This window comes from Paraburkholderia sp. SECH2 (assembly GCF_030464795.1).
GTDB lineage: Bacteria > Pseudomonadota > Gammaproteobacteria > Burkholderiales > Burkholderiaceae > Paraburkholderia > Paraburkholderia aspalathi.
This window is the reverse complement of sequence record NZ_JALPRH010000040.1, coordinates 1-17,094: the sequence shown is the minus strand read 5'-3', so window position 1 is coordinate 17,094 and position 17,094 is coordinate 1. Positions and strand designations below refer to the sequence as shown.

Annotated in this window: 10 protein-coding genes; 7 read left to right on the top strand and 3 right to left on the bottom strand. The window is 63.2% G+C overall.

What is annotated here, in order from left to right; all coding sequences use genetic code 11:
* The first annotated feature begins 352 nt into the window (after window positions 1-352).
* Window positions 353-2,191, top strand: a complete 1,839-nt coding sequence (locus tag M0D66_RS35730) for an autotransporter assembly complex family protein (RefSeq protein WP_211705764.1) — start codon at window positions 353-355, stop codon at window positions 2,189-2,191.
* A gap of 28 nt (window positions 2,192-2,219) precedes the next feature.
* Window positions 2,220-6,611, top strand: coding sequence for a translocation/assembly module TamB domain-containing protein (locus M0D66_RS35725; RefSeq protein ID WP_266212724.1), 4,392 nt, complete (start codon window positions 2,220-2,222; stop codon window positions 6,609-6,611).
* 119 nt (window positions 6,612-6,730) lie between these two features.
* On the opposite strand, the gene metG is transcribed toward M0D66_RS35725, so the two are convergent.
* Together metG and M0D66_RS35715 are read right to left on the bottom strand one after the other, a co-directional pair.
* Entirely contained in the window at window positions 6,731-8,866 is a 2,136-nt protein-coding gene (gene metG, locus M0D66_RS35720; RefSeq protein WP_200618749.1) for a methionine--tRNA ligase, read from the bottom strand.
* 406 nt (window positions 8,867-9,272) lie between these two features.
* Window positions 9,273-9,926: an OmpA family protein gene (locus M0D66_RS35715; protein WP_093636247.1), complete on the bottom strand. Its 654-nt coding sequence runs from the start codon at window positions 9,924-9,926 to the stop codon at window positions 9,273-9,275.
* A 340-nt stretch (window positions 9,927-10,266) separates the two neighbouring features.
* On the opposite strand from M0D66_RS35715, the gene apbC reads away from it, so the two are divergent.
* The 5 genes from apbC (at window position 10,267) to M0D66_RS35690 (ending at window position 15,955) form a co-directional block, all read left to right on the top strand.
* Window positions 10,267-11,355 (top strand): iron-sulfur cluster carrier protein ApbC, encoded by a 1,089-nt coding sequence (gene apbC / locus M0D66_RS35710; RefSeq protein ID WP_266212723.1) that lies wholly within the window; start codon window positions 10,267-10,269, stop codon window positions 11,353-11,355.
* 131 nt (window positions 11,356-11,486) lie between these two features.
* Complete coding sequence (locus M0D66_RS35705; protein WP_093636251.1) at window positions 11,487-12,020, top strand: superoxide dismutase family protein; 534 nt, start codon at window positions 11,487-11,489, stop codon at window positions 12,018-12,020.
* Window positions 12,021-12,269: 249 nt separating this feature from the next.
* Window positions 12,270-12,839, top strand: a complete 570-nt coding sequence (gene dcd / locus M0D66_RS35700; RefSeq protein WP_028200499.1) for a dCTP deaminase — start codon at window positions 12,270-12,272, stop codon at window positions 12,837-12,839.
* 84 nt (window positions 12,840-12,923) lie between these two features.
* Complete coding sequence (locus M0D66_RS35695) at window positions 12,924-15,209, top strand: arginine/lysine/ornithine decarboxylase (RefSeq protein WP_093636253.1); 2,286 nt, start codon at window positions 12,924-12,926, stop codon at window positions 15,207-15,209.
* A 2-nt stretch (window positions 15,210-15,211) separates the two neighbouring features.
* Entirely contained in the window at window positions 15,212-15,955 is a 744-nt protein-coding gene (locus M0D66_RS35690) for a lysozyme inhibitor LprI family protein (RefSeq protein ID WP_266212722.1), read from the top strand.
* Between the two features lie 11 nt (window positions 15,956-15,966).
* Here M0D66_RS35690 and M0D66_RS35685 read toward each other — a convergent pair whose 3' ends face one another.
* Window positions 15,967-16,893 (bottom strand): bestrophin family protein, encoded by a 927-nt coding sequence (locus tag M0D66_RS35685; RefSeq protein WP_093636257.1) that lies wholly within the window; start codon window positions 16,891-16,893, stop codon window positions 15,967-15,969.
* Window positions 16,894-17,094: the final 201 nt, after the last annotated feature.

Genomic DNA, 17,094 nt, shown 5'->3' with positions numbered 1-17,094 from the left:
GCATCGCTCCTATTCCATAATTTTACCGCATGCGCCGCGCGTGGTCGAAAAACGATGACCGGCGCGAGCGGCCCGTCTGCAAAAACGCCCGGAACCCGCGCTGCCGCGATGCGTCAAAGGCGGGCGCGTCGTCGGCGAGGCGGTGTGCGAAGCGGAACCGTGCGTCCATGTGGAAATCACTACGCATGCGGCATGGGGCGCGGCACACCGGGCCAAAACGCCTACCGGGTCTCATACGGCAAACGCCCTTTTAAGAGATGGCGCGGTCTCGCCGATGTGGTCAAATAGCGAGCTTCGGCCGCCGCGGCGAGCCCGAGCGACAGAATTCATCAACCACGGCCGGAGGTCCTGTTTGGCGGGGTGTGCGATCGAAGAGCCGCATAGGCGGCGCGGCAAAACCGGTGACGAGCGAGGGCCGCTGACGCCCATTCGGCGCTGGCTGCACGCGTGGCTGGCGTTCGGCATCGTCATGCTCATGCTTGCCTCGGTCGACGCGCACGCGGCGCGGCGCCCGCCCGCCAGCTACAAGGTCGATATCGAAGCCACGCCGCGCTCGTTGCGCAAGCTGCTTGAAGCGCATCTGGACGTGGCGCGCTTCGCCAAGCGTCCCGACATCAGCGACGACCAGTTTGAATTTCTGATTACGGCCACCCCGCAGCAGGTGCGCGATCTGGCCGCCACGCAGGGTTACTTCTCGCCGGTCGTGCGCACCGACGTGCGAACCGTCGACGACCAGAAGCGTGTGACGGTGAGCGTCGATCCCGGCCCGCAAACCCTCATCACCTCGATTTCGCTGTCGTTTCGCGGCCCGGTGCTGACCGAAGACCCGGCGCAGGAAAATGCCGCACGCTTCGCGTTTTCACTGCACGAGGGCGACCCGTTTTCGCAAGGCGACTGGGACGACGCGAAAAACGCTTCGCTCAAGGCGTTGCAGTCGCGCCGTTACCTGGGCGCGAAGATCTACCACTCCGAAGCGCGGATCGACCCACGTACGCACGAAGCGAAATTGTCGGTGACGTACGAGAGCGGCCCGACCTTCACGATGGGCAAGCTCGACGTATCCGGCACGCGGCGTTATCCGGAACAGATCGTCGACAACGTGAATCCGATTTCGGAGGGCGATATCTACGACGTGCAACGCATCGCCGAATTGCAGCGGCAGTTGCAGAACACGCCGTACTACGCGAGCGTGGCGATCGACGTGGACAGTGATCCCGCCAAACCGGTCGAGACGCCGATGCACGTGAAGGTGTCGGAGTATCCGTACAACAGTATCCGCGGCGGCGTGGGTTATTCGACCGACAACGGCCCGCTGATCCAGGGTTCGTATTCGTATCTCGACACCTTTGGCAAAGCGTGGCCGTTCACGGTCGACGGCCGTATCGACCAGATCCAGCAGTACGGGCAAATCCAGCTCGCGATGCCGCCGGGGCCGCGCGCGTGGACCAATAGCGTGCTGGCTTCCTACACCACGACCGACGTGTCCGACACACGCATCTACAGTATCCGCGGTGGCGTGCAGCGGGCCCGGACATCGCAGTTCATCGACTACAACTACGCGATCCTCTATTACCAGGACCGGCTCGACCAGAATGCGGCCGCACCGACCACCAGTCGCGCTCTGGTGCCGTCATGGTCGTGGACCCGTCGCAATACCGACGATCCGCTGTTCCCGCGTTCGGGCAACCTGATTCACGTCGAAGCGGGCTTCGCGGTCAAAGGCGCGCTGACCGACCAGACGTTCGCGCGCGGCTACGCCCGTGGCCAGCAGTACCTGCCGATCGGCAGGGAAGACCTTGTGCTGATCCGTGCCGAACTCGGCGGCGTGTTCACGAGCGGCAGTTCGAGCGGGATTCCGGCTTCGCTGCTGTTCCGCGCGGGCGGTTCGAATTCGATCCGTGGCTACAGCTATCAAAGTATTGGTAATAACGTCGACGGTTCGGTGCTGCCCACCAAGTATCTCGTGACCGCGTCGGCGGAGTACCAGCATTGGTTCAATCACGACTGGGGCGCAGCCGCGTTCTTCGACGTCGGCACCGCCACCGATACCTGGGGCGAGAAAGTCTTTTATCCCGGCGTCGGCGTTGGGGCGCGGTGGCGCAGCCCGGTCGGCCCGGTCAACGTCGATGTCGCCTACGGGATCCGCAACCGGAGCGTGCGGCCGTACCTGACCCTCGGCATCGCCTTCTGATGGAAAGCCGCTTTTACATGATCCACGCATGACCACGGACGTTTCCGCCCAACCTCCCGCGCAGCCGCCCGGCGCTCTTCCGCCAGGGGAGCCCGGACAGCAGCCTCCGTCCGATGCGCCACCGCCCAGGCGCCGTCGCGGGCGGTTGTTGCTGAAAACGCTTGCCTGGATGGTCGCCGTGCTGGTGCTGCTGGTCGCTGTGGCGATCGGCCTGCTGTACGGCGCGCTGACGACTGAGCGTGGCACGGCTTACGCGTGGCAGGCGGCCGTCAAACTGCTGGGCGGCAAGCTGACCGGCACGCTCGAGAGCGGCGCTATCGCCCACGGCGTGCAACTCCGGCAGGTGCGCTGGCGCAGTCTCGACGGCAGCGGCACCGATATCCAGATCGACCGCGTGGTCGGTCGCTGGGAACTGACGCACAAGCCTTGGCGCTTCGCGATCGACTATCTGCATGTCGGTACGATCGATGCCCGTATCGGTTCATCGTCGTCGAGCAGCAGCGCGCCGCTGAAACTGCCGCAAGACTTGCGCTTGCCGATGCAACTCGAGGTGCGCGACGTGCAGGTCGACAAGCTGCTGTTGCACGAGGGCGGGTCGACGACCGAGCTGTCCCGTTTCATGTTCCATGGCCGCAGCGACGGCCGGCACCACGAGGCCGCGATCGAGCGGCTCGACACGCCGTTCGGCGCCGTGACGGCAACGGCGAAGCTAGATGGGGTGCGGCCGTTTCCGCTGACCGGCGACCTCGGCTATTCGGGCAAGGTCAACGACGAGGCGGTGCAGGTGGGTGGCCATCTGAGTGGGTCGCTGGAGAATCTCATCGCCGAACTCGACGCTAGCGGCATGAAGCTCGCCGGCCATGCGCGAGTCGAGGCCACGCCGTTCGGCGACGTGCCGTTGCAACGCGCCACGCTGACTTTTGATCACATCAACCCGCAGGCGTTTGCGCCAGGCGCACCGTTGGCGGATCTGGCAGTGCGGGCTGAACTGCAGCCGGTGGGGCAGGATGCGGCTGGTGGCGCGACGTTGGGTGCGGCTAGTGGGGCTAGTGCGGTGAGTTCGGCCAGCGCTTCCCGCGCCGCGAGCACCGCCGGCGCCGGCAGCGCTACTGGTATTGCCGAGCCGCAACACGTTGTCAAAAACGGCAAAGGCGGCGTCAACCCCGATGCAGCAGCAAAAGCCGCAGCGGGGTTCGTCGTCGCAGGTCATATCTCGATCGTCAACGCCAAACCTGGTGCGATCGACCAGAACCTGCTTCCTGTGATCGATGCCAACGCCGACGTGCGGCTCGACGCGCAGGCGCAGCGCATTTCGAACCTGATGGTACGGCTCGTGAAAAGCGCCACGCTTACGGGCGGCGGCGCGCTGACCGGCAAACGCGGCCAGTTCGATCTGCAAGTTGCCGGACTCGACCTGAACGCACTTGAAGCGACCGTGCGGCCTACCCAGCTTTCCGGTCCGATCGGCATCCGTCTGAACGACGACGTGCAAAGCCTGACCCTCGATCTCGCCGACCCGAAAGCGGCGTTGCGCGCGCAAGGCAAGGTGACCTTCGATCCCGCGCGCTTGAGCTTCAACGACGTGCGTGTCACGTCGGGCAAGGGCCGCATCGATCTGTCCGGTGCGCTTAAGCACGACGCGAATTCCACCTACAACCTGAAAGCGCAGCTGACTGATTTCGATCCGTTGACGCTGACTTCGCAGATGCCGTCCCGCACGCCGGTAACGGGCCCGGCGCCTGCGGCAAGTACTGCCAAAAACGTGAAAGGTGCGAAAGTCGCACAAGGCGCGGCAGAAGCGGGCAGCACCGCCGGTGCGAAAAGCGCTGCCCCTGGCGACAAGGCCGCCGCCGTGGTGAAGAACACCGCCAAGGCCGCCGTGCGGACCGAAGTGGTTCAACGTAAAACGCCGCCGCCCAGACACACTGCGCCGCCTGCCCACAAGATCGAGGCACGCGTGAACGGCACGCTCACCGCGGCCGGCATGCTCGGTCCGGTCTTCACGACCAAGGCCGAATTCAAACTCGGCCCGAGCGTCTACGACGGCCTGCCGTTGACGGGCGGCGGCGTGGTCCAGTTGTCCGGCTCGCGGATTCTGCCGAGCCGCGCGAATCTCTCGGTGGCGGGCAATCAGGTGGATTTGCAGGGCAGCTTCGGCGCGCGCGGCGACCGGCTGCGTTTCCGGGTCGATGCGCCGGAACTTGAACGCCTTGGTTTCGGGCTCGCCGGTCTTATCGCCGCGGATGGCGACGTCACCGGCTCGTTCGCGCATCCGAATGTCGTGCTGAACTACAAGGCGGACAGTGTGGTGTTCAGCAGTAACCGCATCGGCCATGCGGAAGGTCACGCCGAACTGCGCGACGGCGCAAACGGCGCGCTCGTTTTCACGACCGACGCGCGCAATCTCAGCGCCGGCGGCGTCGATCTCACCACGCTCACGGCGCGCCTGTCGGGCACGCGTGCAAACCATACGCTGGAGGCGGCGGCCACCGGCAAATTGCAGGATCGTCCGCTCGATCTGACGCTCGCCGCCAACGGCAAATTGACTGAAGCACGTGACGGCACGCGCTGGGACGGCACCGTGACCCGTCTGCAGAATCGCGGCACACCGGCGTTGAATCTCGAGTCGCCGCTCGCCGTGAGCGCCGGGCCGAACCGCCTGACGCTCGGTGCGACCCGCCTCACGCTCGAAGGCGCGGTGCTGAGCCTGAAATCGTTCGCGTTCGACCACGGCAAGATCCAGTCCGCGGGCACCTTGACCGACATTTCGCTCGCGCGCCTGCAGGATCTGCGGCGGCAAATCACCGGCGAGCCACCGGCTGTCAAAACCGATCTGATATTCGACGGTGACTGGGATTTCGCGCTCGGCAGCACCGCGAGCGGCCACGTCCAGCTGAAGCGTCGCAGCGGCGACGTCACGGTCGAGATCGGCCGTGGTCTGGCCTCGCTGGGCATCACGGATATGACCGCGCGCGCTGAATTCAGCGGTGGCAACCGGTTGAATGCGACTGTCCACGCGCAGGCCAGCCGGATCGGCGTGATCGACGCCGACGCGCACACCACACTCGTGACGCGAGACGGCTTCCTGACCGTCAACGAGGAGGGCGCGGTCAGCGGAAATGTGAATGCGAATGTGCCGTCGCTGAAAACGACCGGCGGGCTGTTCGGGCCGAGCTATCTGCTCGACGGCCATCTCGCGCTGAAACTCGCGCTCGGCGGCACGGTCGCCAAGCCGAACCTGACGGGGTCGCTGATCGGCGATGGCTTGTCGGCGACGATGGTCGACCAGGGTGTGCAGTTGAAGGACGGCGTGGTGCGCATCGCGCTCTCGCAAAATCTGGTGGACTTCCAGCAGGTCGAATTTCACGGTGCGAGCGGCACGCTGCGCGCCACCGGCCGTGTGCGCCTGGATGGCGCGGAGCCGGATTTGACCGCGAGTATCGTCGCGGACAAGCTGGAATTGTTTGCGGCGCCGGACCGCAATCTGTCGCTATCAGGCAGCGCGAGCGTGGCGAACGCGGGGGCACAGGGCGGCATGGCGATCAACGGTAAATTCGTGGTCGATCACGCGCTGTTCGATATGCCGGAGCAGTCCGCGCCGAAGCTTGGCGACGACGTGGTAGTGGTGCGTCCGGACGGCACGGTGGCGGGCGAGCGGCCACCGCCGCAGGTCGCGGGCACGAACAAGCCAATCGGTCCGTTCGCGCCGCGCGCCAATATCGACATCAGTCTCGGCAACAGCTTCCGTTTCCGCGGCATGGGCGCGGATCTCGGCCTGAGCGGCACGATCACCGCGATGAGCGCGCCGAACCTGCCGTTGCGCGCGGTCGGCAATGTCCGCGTGACGCAGGGCTCGACCTATACCGCGTTCGGCCGCAAGCTCAACATCGAGAATGGCTTCTTCACGTTCAACGGTCCGGTGGCCAATCCGGGGATCAACATCCTCGCTATGCGCCGCAATCAGCAGGTCGAGGCCGGCGTACAGGTCACGGGCACCGTCCAGTTCCCGGTCGCGAAGCTGGTGTCCGAGCCGAACGTGGCGGATAACGAAAAGCTCTCGTGGCTGCTGTTCGGACACGGCACGGATCAGGGCAACAACCTCGGTCAGCAAAGCACCATGACGACTGCGCTCGCCCTGCTCGGCAGCGCGAGCGGCAAACGGATCGCGCAGACCTTCGGGCTCGACGAGTTTTCGATCGGGCGAAGCGAAGTCGGGCTGACCGATCCGCAAGTGGTGATGGTGTCGAAGGCGATCAACGAGTGGCTCGTGGTGGGCTACGAGCAGGGGCTGCAGTCGGCGAGCAATGCGATCAAGGCGACGGTGAACCTCACGCGCTATTGGTCGGTCGCGGCATATGGCGGCACGTTCGACGGCTTAGAATTGCTGTACACGCGGCGTTTCGATCAGATCCGGTGGTGAGCTGATCAAGACGACAGCGATGGCCGTGTTCTGATCAAGGCCACGACACAAAAGAAAACGGCACGCCTTTTAAAGCGTGCCGTTTTTGTTGATGCCTGCAGCGTTCGACGCCGCGCGCTTTATTTCACGCGCATGCCCGGCTTCGCACCGCTATCCGGCTCGAGCACGTAGAGGCCCGGTTCGGCTTTCTCGTCAGTGGCCGAAGCCGCCAACACCATCCCTTCGGACAGACCGAACTTCATCTTGCGCGGCGCGAGGTTCGCGACCATCACCGTCAGCTTGCCGACCAGTTGCTCCGGCTGATAGGCCGACTTGATGCCCGAGAACACGTTGCGTGTCTTCTCTTCGCCGATGTCGAGCGTGAGTTGCAGGAGCTTGTCCGAGCCTTCCACCGCCTTGCAGTCGACGATCTTCGCGATGCGCAGGTCGACCTTGGCAAAGTCGTCGATCGAGATGATGCCAGGCGTTTCATCCTTATCGGCGCCGGCTGCTTTCGCTGCCTTCGACTTGGCCTTCGCATCCGCCGGCGCCGCGGCTTCCGGTGTGGCTTGCAGCGAGTCGCGATTCGCTGCGATGAGCGCTTCGATCTGCTTCGGATCAACGCGCGTCATCAAATGCTTGTACGCGTTGATCGGGCGCGTGGAGGAGAGCGGCACGTTCGCGTCGGCCCACACCAGCGGTTCGATGCCGAGGAAGGCTTCGACCGCTTCCGCCAGCTTCGGCAGCACCGGCTTGAGCGCCAGCGACAACAGGCGGAATGCCTCGATGCTTACGCTGCAGGTTTCGTGCAACGCGACCGCATTCGCCGCGTCTTTCGCCTGATCCCACGGCTTGGCGGAGTCGACATACGCATTGACCGCGTCGGCCAGTTCCATGGTCTGACGCAGCGCGCGGTTGTACTCGCGCGCTTCGTAGTTCGCGGCGATTTGCGGCACGGCGGCGCGCAGCGTGGCGAGCAGCGGATGTTGCATTGCGCTGTCCTGCACGCGGCCCTCGAAACGCTTGATCAGGAAACCGGCGGCGCGGCTCGCGATGTTCACGTACTTGCCGACCAGATCGCTGTTCACGCGCGCCTGGAAGTCGTCGAGGTTCAGGTCGAGGTCTTCCATCGTGCTGTTCAGCTTGGCCGCGAAGTAATAGCGCAGCCATTCCGGATTCAGCCCCGTGTCGATCACGCTTTGCGCGGTGATGAACGTGCCGCGCGACTTCGACATCTTCGCGCCGTCCACCGTCAGGAAGCCGTGTGCGAACACGTTGGTCGGCGTACGGTGGCCCGAAAATTCGAGCATGGCCGGCCAGAACAGCGTGTGGAAATACAGAATGTCTTTGCCGATGAAGTGGTACTGCTCGGCGGTCGAGCCCTTGCGAATCCACGCGTCGAAGTCGAGGCCGCGCTTGTCAGCGAGGTTCTTGAAGCTCGCGTAATAGCCGATCGGCGCATCCAGCCACACGTAGAAATACTTGCCCGGCGCGCCCGGAATTTCGAAGCCGAAATACGGCGCGTCGCGCGAAATATCCCAGTCGGCGAGCTTGGCTTCGCCGGCGTCGCCGAGCCATTCGCGCATCTTGTTGGTGGCTTCCGGCTGTGCCAGACCGCCCACCCAAGCGCGCAGGAAATTCTCGCAGCGCGGATCGGACAGGCGGAAGAAGTAGTGCGTCGAAGTCTTACGAATCGGTGTGGCGCCTGAGACGACCGAATACGGATTGATCAGATCGGTCGGCAGATAAGTCGAACCGCATACTTCGCAGCTGTCGCCGTATTGATCTTTCGCGCCGCACTTCGGGCATTCGCCCTTGATGAAGCGGTCCGGCAAGAACATTTCCTTGACGGGGTCGTATGCCTGTTCGATGTCACGCGCTTCGATCAGGCCGGCTTCCTTGAGCGCCAGATAGACCGATTCGCTCAGCACGCGATTCTCTTCAGAATCGGTCGTGTAGTAATTGTCGAACGAAATCCCGAAGCTGTCGAAATCGCGCTTGTGTTCCTGCCAGACGCGGTCGATCAGCTGCTTCGGCGTCAGACCTTCCTTTTCCGCGCGCAGCATGACCGGGGTGCCGTGTGTGTCGTCGGCGCCCACGTAGTAGACCTCGTGCCCGTGCATTCGCAACGTCCGGACCCAGATGTCCGTCTGGATATATTCAACCAGATGGCCGATATGGATTTGCCCGTTCGCATACGGAAGGGCCGACGTGACGAGAACCTGGCGACGGCCTGACGGCGCGCCTGCGGAGAGATCGGTTGCGGGTGCTGACATAAGGATGGTGGGAGCCTGCGGTGGGACGAAACGTTGATTCTAGCAGGGCCGGCGTTTGGCGCGGGCTGGGCCGCCTGGGCCGCGTCTGGGTCGCTGCAAGGGTAGGGTGGTGTGTCCCTTAGGGAGATTCCTGCGGAACGAAAACCGAGCGCCCAAAAAAAACCGGGGCTATTAACCCCGGAGCAACAACGACAAGAGGAGAATGGTGACGCGGCGGCTTCGCCAGCCACGTACCGTAAAGACAGACCGCGGATTTTCGGCAGAGTTCGAAATTTTTTTCGTTCTCGTGCGAGATTTTGTTTCCCGCGCTTTTTTACTGCTTACCGGACGCCTCCGGCCAAAGTGGCAAACTTGCAAATGCAGCCGCCCGGCGCCCGGTTGCTTCTCCCTCTTTCAGGCTGTGCCCTTATTGCGTGGCGTGCTGAGCCGTGGCGCGCAGATAGATTTCCACGCGGCGGTTTGCGGCACGGCCTGCTTCGGTGTTGTTGTCAGCGACCGGCTGGTTCTGGCCCATGCCTTGTGCCGACAGGCGTTGCGGCGCAACGCCGCGTTGCCCCAGATAACCCGTCACGCTTTCCGCGCGATTGACCGACAGCGTCTGGTTGTAAGCCGGCTGACCCGTGCTATCCGTATAGCCGATCACCTGGGCGATCAGTTCCGGATTCTGCTGCATGGTCTGCGTCAGTTGATCCAGCACCGGCGCGAACGACGGCTTGACCGCGTAGCTGTTGGTGTCGAACGTGACCGAGCTCGGGATGTTCAGCTTGAGCGAGCCGTCGGGCTGCTCGGTGATCTGCGTGCCGGTGCCCTTGGTGGCGCCCGACAGCTTGTTGTGAATGGCTTGCCAGTTGTAGCCGGTGATGCCCCCCACCGCCGCGCCGACGCCTGCGCCGATCGCCGCGCCCTTGCCGCCGCCGAAGATTGCGCCGAGTGCCGCGCCCGTGCCGGCGCCCACGCCCGTACCGACGGCCGTGTTAGTGCCTTGTTGGGTTGCGCAGCCAGCCAGCAACGAACCGGCAACGGCAAATACAGCCAGGCGAGTCATGAGTTTTGCGTTCATTTTCTGTGTCCTCTTGAGTGAAGCGAGTAAAGCGGGTGGAAGCGATAAATCTATCCGTCGGACGTGACGGCCGTAAAGCGCGCAAGTCGACAATATGAGAATCCTGCGTCTTCCCTGGTCCCGGTCCGACAGCGGAGAAGGGTCTTCCGGCAAGGCTTGGCGCCAGCCACTACAATGATGACTGAAGTACGCAGCGATGCGACCCCATGGCGTTCCGCCTGCCCGAAGGGTGCACGGCACGCCTGGTTTTAGCAATGCTGCCTAACAATTTTTTTCAAATTCTGGCGCGTGGCGGAGACTTGGATTCCACCGCGCCGCAAGTGTTCCCCACGGAGTGTCAATGAGTATCGATCGGGCTTTGGTCGACGCTGCCCTCGCGGCCGTCACTGACCCCAACACGGGCAAGCCCTACGCGGCTGCCAGGAACATCAGGAACGTGGCCGTGGAGGGTGACACGGTTAGCCTCGAGGTGGTACTCGGCTATCCGGCCAAACGGCAGTTTGAAGCGATTCGCACGCAATTCACCGAAGCGCTGAAAGCCGTTTCCGGCGTGGCAAACGCGCGCGTCGAGGTGTCCCAGCAAATCGCCGCGCATACCGTGCAGCGCGGCGTCAAACTCTTGCCGAACGTTAAAAACATCGTCGCGGTGGCGTCGGGCAAAGGCGGGGTCGGCAAGAGCACGACCGCCGTGAACCTCGCGCTGGCACTGGCGAGCGAAGGCGCGTCGGTCGGCATTCTCGATGCGGACATCTACGGCCCCTCGCTGCCGATGATGCTCGGCATTGCCGGCCGTCCGGAATCACCCGACGAAAAGTCGATGAATCCGATGACCGGCCACGGTCTGCAGGCCAACTCGATCGGCTTTCTGATCGAGCAGGACAACCCGATGGTGTGGCGCGGCCCAATGGCCACTTCAGCGCTCGAACAGCTGCTGCGGCAGACCAACTGGCAAGATCTCGACTACCTGATCGTCGACATGCCGCCGGGCACCGGCGACATTCAGCTGACCTTGTCGCAGCGCGTGCCGGTGACGGGCGCCGTGATCGTCACGACGCCGCAGGACATCGCGCTGCTCGACGCGAAGAAGGGTCTCAAGATGTTCGAGAAGGTCGGCATTCCGATCCTCGGCATCGTCGAGAACATGGGTATGCATATCTGCTCGAACTGCGGCCACGAAGAGCATATCTTCGGCGCGGGCGGTGGCGAGCGGATGGGCAAGGAATATGGCGTCGACGTGCTCGGCAGCCTGCCGCTCGACATCGCCATCCGTGAGCAGGCCGACTCCGGCAAACCCACCGTCGTGGCGGACCCGCAGGGACGTATTGCGGAGATCTACCGGTCGATCGCACGCAAGGTTGCGATCCATATCGCCGAGCGGGCGCGTGACATGACCTCGAAGTTTCCCAGCATCGTCGTCCAGAACACCTGACCCGCCGTTCGGACAAGGGGTTAAAGCGGGGCCAAGTCGCCAATTTGCGGCTGGTCTCGCGGTATCATGTCGACTTCACAAGTTCGGCTCGGCGGCCGCAGGGGCGGCCACCAGGCCGGCAAGAGGATCGCATGGGAAAACGAATCGACGGGCAGGCGGTGCATGCGTTCATCGTCCTGGCTGCCAGCAGTGTGCTGTTATGCGGCTGTAGCACGTTCCTGAGACCACAGGAAAAGCGTGCTGACGCGCAGTTGCTGCCCACCGTGGGCAATCAGGCACGCGGTCTCGTCACGTTCATCGAGCGTTCGGACGGTGTGCAGGTTACCTACAATCTCTCCGGCTTGCCGCCCGATAGCGACCACGCGTTGCAGGTGCATGAGCGTGGCGACTGCAATGCCGCCGACGGCTCCAGCGCCGGCCCGGTATTCTCGCCGGCAGCCGAGCGTCTGAAAACCGGCGCCCGGGTCGAAGGCGATCTCGGCAACATCCATGCGGACGCGAACGGCGTGGCCACCGGCTTTATCGTTGCGCCGGACGTGTCGCTCGACGGCATCCGCTCGGTGTTGCAACGCGCGGTTCTGCTGCATCACGACGCGACCGACCCTTACGCGTATCCGCAGCATGGCGCGGGCCCCGCGCTCGCATGCGGGTTGATTCGTCAGTGAGGGCAATGCCCTGCGGGTTCATCCGACGCAAGCGGTTAGCCGTTTGAATGGCCTTGCGGCAAGCCTTTCGCGGTGCCGGGGACGACTCTCAGGTCCCTTCCGCGGCAGCATTCTCCTGATCGCGTAAAATAAGCGCCTTTCGGCGGGGGCGCCCAGCCCGGAGCGCGTAGCCGGCGGCGCCCGGCCCGGACCTTATGCCGGATCGTTACCCGTCACACATCTGTCACTCAAGTCGAGCAGCGTTCACCTATGACTATCAAATCCGACAAGTGGATCCGGCGCATGGCCGAGTCGCACAACATGATCGAGCCGTTTGCACCGGATCAGGTCCGCGTCTCAGAAGACGGCCGGAAGATTGTCAGCTACGGCACCTCGAGCTACGGCTACGACATCCGCTGCGCCGACGAATTCAAGATCTTCACCAACATCAACTCGACCATCGTCGATCCGAAGAACTTTGACGAGAAGTCGTTTGTCGACTTCAAGGGCGATGTCTGCATCATCCCGCCGAATTCGTTCGCGCTGGCCCGCACCGTCGAGTATTTCCGCATTCCGCGCAGCGTCCTGACCGTGTGTCTCGGCAAATCCACGTATGCGCGTTGCGGGATCATCGTGAACGTGACGCCGTTCGAGCCGGAATGGGAAGGACACGTGACGCTCGAATTCTCGAATACGACACCTTTGCCTGCGAAAATCTACGCGAACGAAGGCGTCGCCCAGGTGCTGTTTTTCGAAAGCGACGAAATTTGTGAAACGTCGTACGCGGATCGCGGCGGCAAATATCAAGGTCAGCACGGCGTCACGTTGCCCAAGACGTGACGTCGGCAGCGTACTGACCCACCAGCTATTCGGGTGACCGCTGCTTAGTCAAATGCAGCGGTCGTTCTTTTTGGAGAATCGCCCATGAAGTTTCGTTTTCCCGTCGTCATCATTGACGAAGATTTTCGCTCCGAGAATATCTCGGGTTCCGGCATCCGGGCTTTGGCCGAAGCTATCGAGAAAGAAGGCGCGGAAGTGCTCGGGCTGACGAGCTACGGCGACTTGACTTCGTTCGCGCAGCAGTCGAGCCGCGCGTCGTGCTTCATCCTCTCGATCGACGACGACGAGTTGCTGCCGTACGTCGATAACGTGGTGGTGGAAGGCGAGACGCCCGAACTGGCGGCCGCGATCATCGCGCTGCGCGCGTTCGTGACCGAAGTGCGCCGCCGCAACGCCGATATTCCGATCTTCCTGTACGGCGAAACGCGCACCTCGCGCCACCTGCCGAACGACATCCTGCGCGAACTGCACGGCTTCATCCACATGTTCGAGGACACGCCGGAGTTCGTTGCGCGCCACATCATCCGCGAGACCAAGGTGTACCTGGATTCGCTCGCGCCGCCGTTCTTCAAGGAACTGGTGCAGTACGCGGATGAAGGCTCGTATTCATGGCATTGCCCGGGGCACTCGGGCGGCGTCGCGTTCCTGAAGAGCCCGCTTGGCCAGATGTTCCACCAGTTCTTCGGCGAGAACATGCTGCGCGCCGACGTGTGTAATGCCGTCGACGAACTCGGTCAGCTGCTCGATCACACCGGCCCGATTGCCGCCTCCGAGCGCAATGCGGCGCGCATCTTCAGCGCCGACCACGTGTTCTTCGTAACCAACGGCACGTCGACCTCGAACAAGATCGTCTGGCACGGCACGGTTGCACCGGGCGACATCGTGCTGGTGGACCGCAATTGCCACAAGTCGATCCTGCACGCGATCACGATGACGGGCGCGATTCCGGTGTTCCTCACGCCGACGCGCAATAACTTCGGCATCATCGGCCCGATTCCGCGCAGCGAGTTCGAGCCGGAAAACATCAAGAAGAAGATCCTCGCGAATCCGTTCGCCCGCGAAGCGTTGGCCAAGAATCCGGACCTGAAGCCGCGCATCCTGACCATCACGCAGAGCACCTACGACGGCGTGATCTACAACGTCGAGATGATCAAGGAAATGCTCGGCGACTGGCTCGACACGCTGCACTTCGACGAAGCGTGGCTGCCGCATGCCGAGTTCCACGAGTTCTATCAGGACATGCACGCGATCGGCGCCGGCCGTCCGCGTATTGGCGCACTGGTGTTCGCCACGCACTCCACGCACAAGCTGCTGGCCGGTATTTCGCAGGCTTCGCAGATCGTCGTGCAGGATTCGAAGAACAGCCGCTTCGACAAGCATCGCTTCAATGAAGCCTATCTGATGCACACGTCGACCAGCCCGCAGTACGCGATCATCGCCTCGTGCGATGTGGCCGCGGCCATGATGGAAGCGCCGGGCGGCACGGCTCTGGTTGAAGAGTCGATTGCCGAAGCGTTGGATTTCCGCCGCGCGATGAGCAAGGTCGACGCCGAATACGGCGACGACTGGTTCTTCAAGGTGTGGGGCCCGGAGACGTTCGCGGAAGAAGGCATCGGCTCGCGCGAAGACTGGATGCTGCGCCCGAACGATGCGTGGCACGGCTTCGGCCCGCTCGCCGACGGTTTCAACATGCTGGACCCGATCAAGGCGACCATCGTCACGCCGGGTTTGGATATGGACGGCGGTTTCGGCGAATCCGGCATTCCGGCTGCGATCGTCACGAAGTATCTGGCCGAACACGGCATCATCGTCGAGAAGACCGGCCTGTATTCGTTCTTCATCATGTTCACGATCGGCATCACCAAGGGTCGCTGGAATTCGATGGTGACGGAGTTGCAGCAGTTCAAGGACGACTACGACAACAACCAGCCGCTGTGGCGCGTGCTGCCCGAGTTCGTCTCGCATCATCCGATGTACGAGCGTGTCGGTCTGCGCGATCTGTGCGAGCAGATTCACAGCGTGTACCGGGCGAACGACATTGCGCGCCTGACTACCGAGATGTACCTGTCGAGCATGGAACCGGCAATGAAGCCGTCAGATGCGTTCGCCAAGCTCGCGCACCGCGAGATCGACCGGGTACCGATCGACGAACTCGAAGGCCGCGTCACGTCGATCCTGTTGACGCCGTATCCGCCGGGTATTCCGCTGCTGATTCCGGGCGAGCGCTTCAACAAGACCATCGTCAACTATCTGCGTTTCGCGCGCGAGTTCAACGAGCGCTTCCCGGGTTTCCACACGGATATCCACGGGCTTGTCGGCGAAACCATCAACGGGCGCATCGAATACTTCGTCGATTGCGTGCGCGCCTGACGATGTGGGTGGTGAAGTCCCTGCTGGGTGCTGACGGCTGGCGGCGCGCGTTTGGCGCGCTGGCCCTGACATCGGCGCTGTCGGTGGCCGCGCTCGGCATCGCGCCGCTTCAGGCGCATGCCGAAGTCGCCGCTGCCGACCCGATCGACGCGTCGATGCGCACCTGTCTGGCGCGCAGTGACATGTCGTCGACGGCGGGGCAGGTGCAGTGTATGGACAACGCGCGAATCGGCTGGAAGGCCGCGTTGGACGGCGCGTGGCAGCAGCTTCAGGCGAAGTTGCCGCCGGCGCAGCGCAAAGCATGGGAAAAGAGCCAGGCAAGCTGGCTGGCCTCGCGCGATGTCGAGAAGCAGTTGCTCGCTGCCGTGTTCGAGACGACGCACGGCACGATGTATGTGCTGGCCGAAGCCGACATGCAATTACAGCCGGTGCGTGACCGCGCGCTTGCGCTGCGCAGCGCCCTGGCCAAGGTCAGCGCCGGCGGCGGAGACTCGCCGCGCCGTCTGCGCGCCTGTACGGCGGACGCGCAATGCGAGCACGCGATGTTCGATCTGAACCGCTATTACCGCCGCTTGCAAGCGAAGATGCCGGCGCGCTCGCGCCCGACGCTTGTGCGTGCACAAAAGGCCTGGACTGCGTATCTCAACGCCGCCACGCCGGTGATCGATGAAAACAGCCGCATCGATATCATCGGTGCGCGGGTGGCGACGCTCAAACGCTTGTCGGAGACGGTCGGCAACAGCTGAGTGTTCGCGGCTTACGTGAGCACATGGCTTTCGGCTTGCGACGCGGGCCGCGCAACGGCCGGCTCTCCTAGCAGATCACGCATGGCGTCTTCGATGCCGAGCGACATCGATTCGAGCGCGAGGTCGTTGTCGTCGATGCCGAAGGGCTCTTCGATCTGCGCGGCGATCGCTTCGTGCGCCATGAAGGTGTACGCGACGAACACCGCGAAGACTGGCGTGAAGATCCCGATGCTGTCGACCAGTCCGAACGGCAGGGACGCACAGAAGAAATACACCGTGCGGTGAATCATCACCGAGTAGGCGAAGGGCAGCGGCGTCGACACGATGCGCTCGCAACCGCCGATCACATCCGACAGACCATTCAGATTCCGATCGAAGGCGAGCACTGCCATCGGATCGATCGCGCCTGTTTGCGCGTGGCGCTGCACCCATTCCCCGAGAAACAGCAGGAGTGTTGCCGGTTTGTAGCGCGACGCTATGACGCGGTCAAACAGCGCCTTGGGCAGGCGATCCGCGAGATCTTCACGCGGATCGCTGTCGCGGAGCTGGTGGCGTAGGGCATGGGGGAGGGCGCTGAGGGCGGCGACGAACTCCTTGATGTCTTCCTTTGGCAACTGTTTATTTTGCAGCGTGAGGGCCTGGCGGGTAAGCGAGCGGGACTCGTTCAGGAGCTGGCCCCAGAGCTTGCGGGCTTCCCACCAGCGGTCGTAGCTGGCGTTGTTCCGGAAGCCTAGAAACACGGCTAACGCTATGCCCAGCAGGGAGAATGGGGTGGTGGTGTTTAGGTTGAGCGAGACTGGCAGCAGGTGGTCGTGGGCGGCCACGGCGACGATCGCGATGCAGAAAATGAGGAATAGCCTGGGCAGCAGTTGCGGGAGGACGGAGCCTCTCCAGGCAAGCAGCATGCGGAACCAATGGAGGTGGGGGCGGATGATCATCGCAGCGGGGGTTTTGCCTTCGGCGGGTGGGGGTCTATTATCGCTAATGGCGGTGGGGCATGGTTTTTTTTGCCTTTGGCGGCGGCATTGGTCGTGTTCTTAGGGCTTTGGGCTTTCCTTGATCTGGGTTTGGTGCCTTTCCTTGTTTTGGTAGTGGTCTATTAGCGTTGCCCCTGTGCGGGGCGGCACTTACTTTCTTTG

Coding starts and splice junctions, on each gene's coding strand:
- dcd (WP_028200499.1), top strand. CDS start 12,270: ATGACTATCAAATCCGACAAGTGGATCCGGCGCATGGCCGAGTCGCAC.
- metG (WP_200618749.1), bottom strand. CDS start 8,866: ATGTCAGCACCCGCAACCGATCTCTCCGCAGGCGCGCCGTCAGGCCGT.
- M0D66_RS35705 (WP_093636251.1), top strand. CDS start 11,487: ATGGGAAAACGAATCGACGGGCAGGCGGTGCATGCGTTCATCGTCCTG.
- apbC (WP_266212723.1), top strand. CDS start 10,267: ATGAGTATCGATCGGGCTTTGGTCGACGCTGCCCTCGCGGCCGTCACT.
- M0D66_RS35690 (WP_266212722.1), top strand. CDS start 15,212: ATGTGGGTGGTGAAGTCCCTGCTGGGTGCTGACGGCTGGCGGCGCGCG.
- M0D66_RS35695 (WP_093636253.1), top strand. CDS start 12,924: ATGAAGTTTCGTTTTCCCGTCGTCATCATTGACGAAGATTTTCGCTCC.
- M0D66_RS35685 (WP_093636257.1), bottom strand. CDS start 16,893: ATGATCATCCGCCCCCACCTCCATTGGTTCCGCATGCTGCTTGCCTGG.
- M0D66_RS35725 (WP_266212724.1), top strand. CDS start 2,220: ATGACCACGGACGTTTCCGCCCAACCTCCCGCGCAGCCGCCCGGCGCT.
- M0D66_RS35715 (WP_093636247.1), bottom strand. CDS start 9,926: ATGAACGCAAAACTCATGACTCGCCTGGCTGTATTTGCCGTTGCCGGT.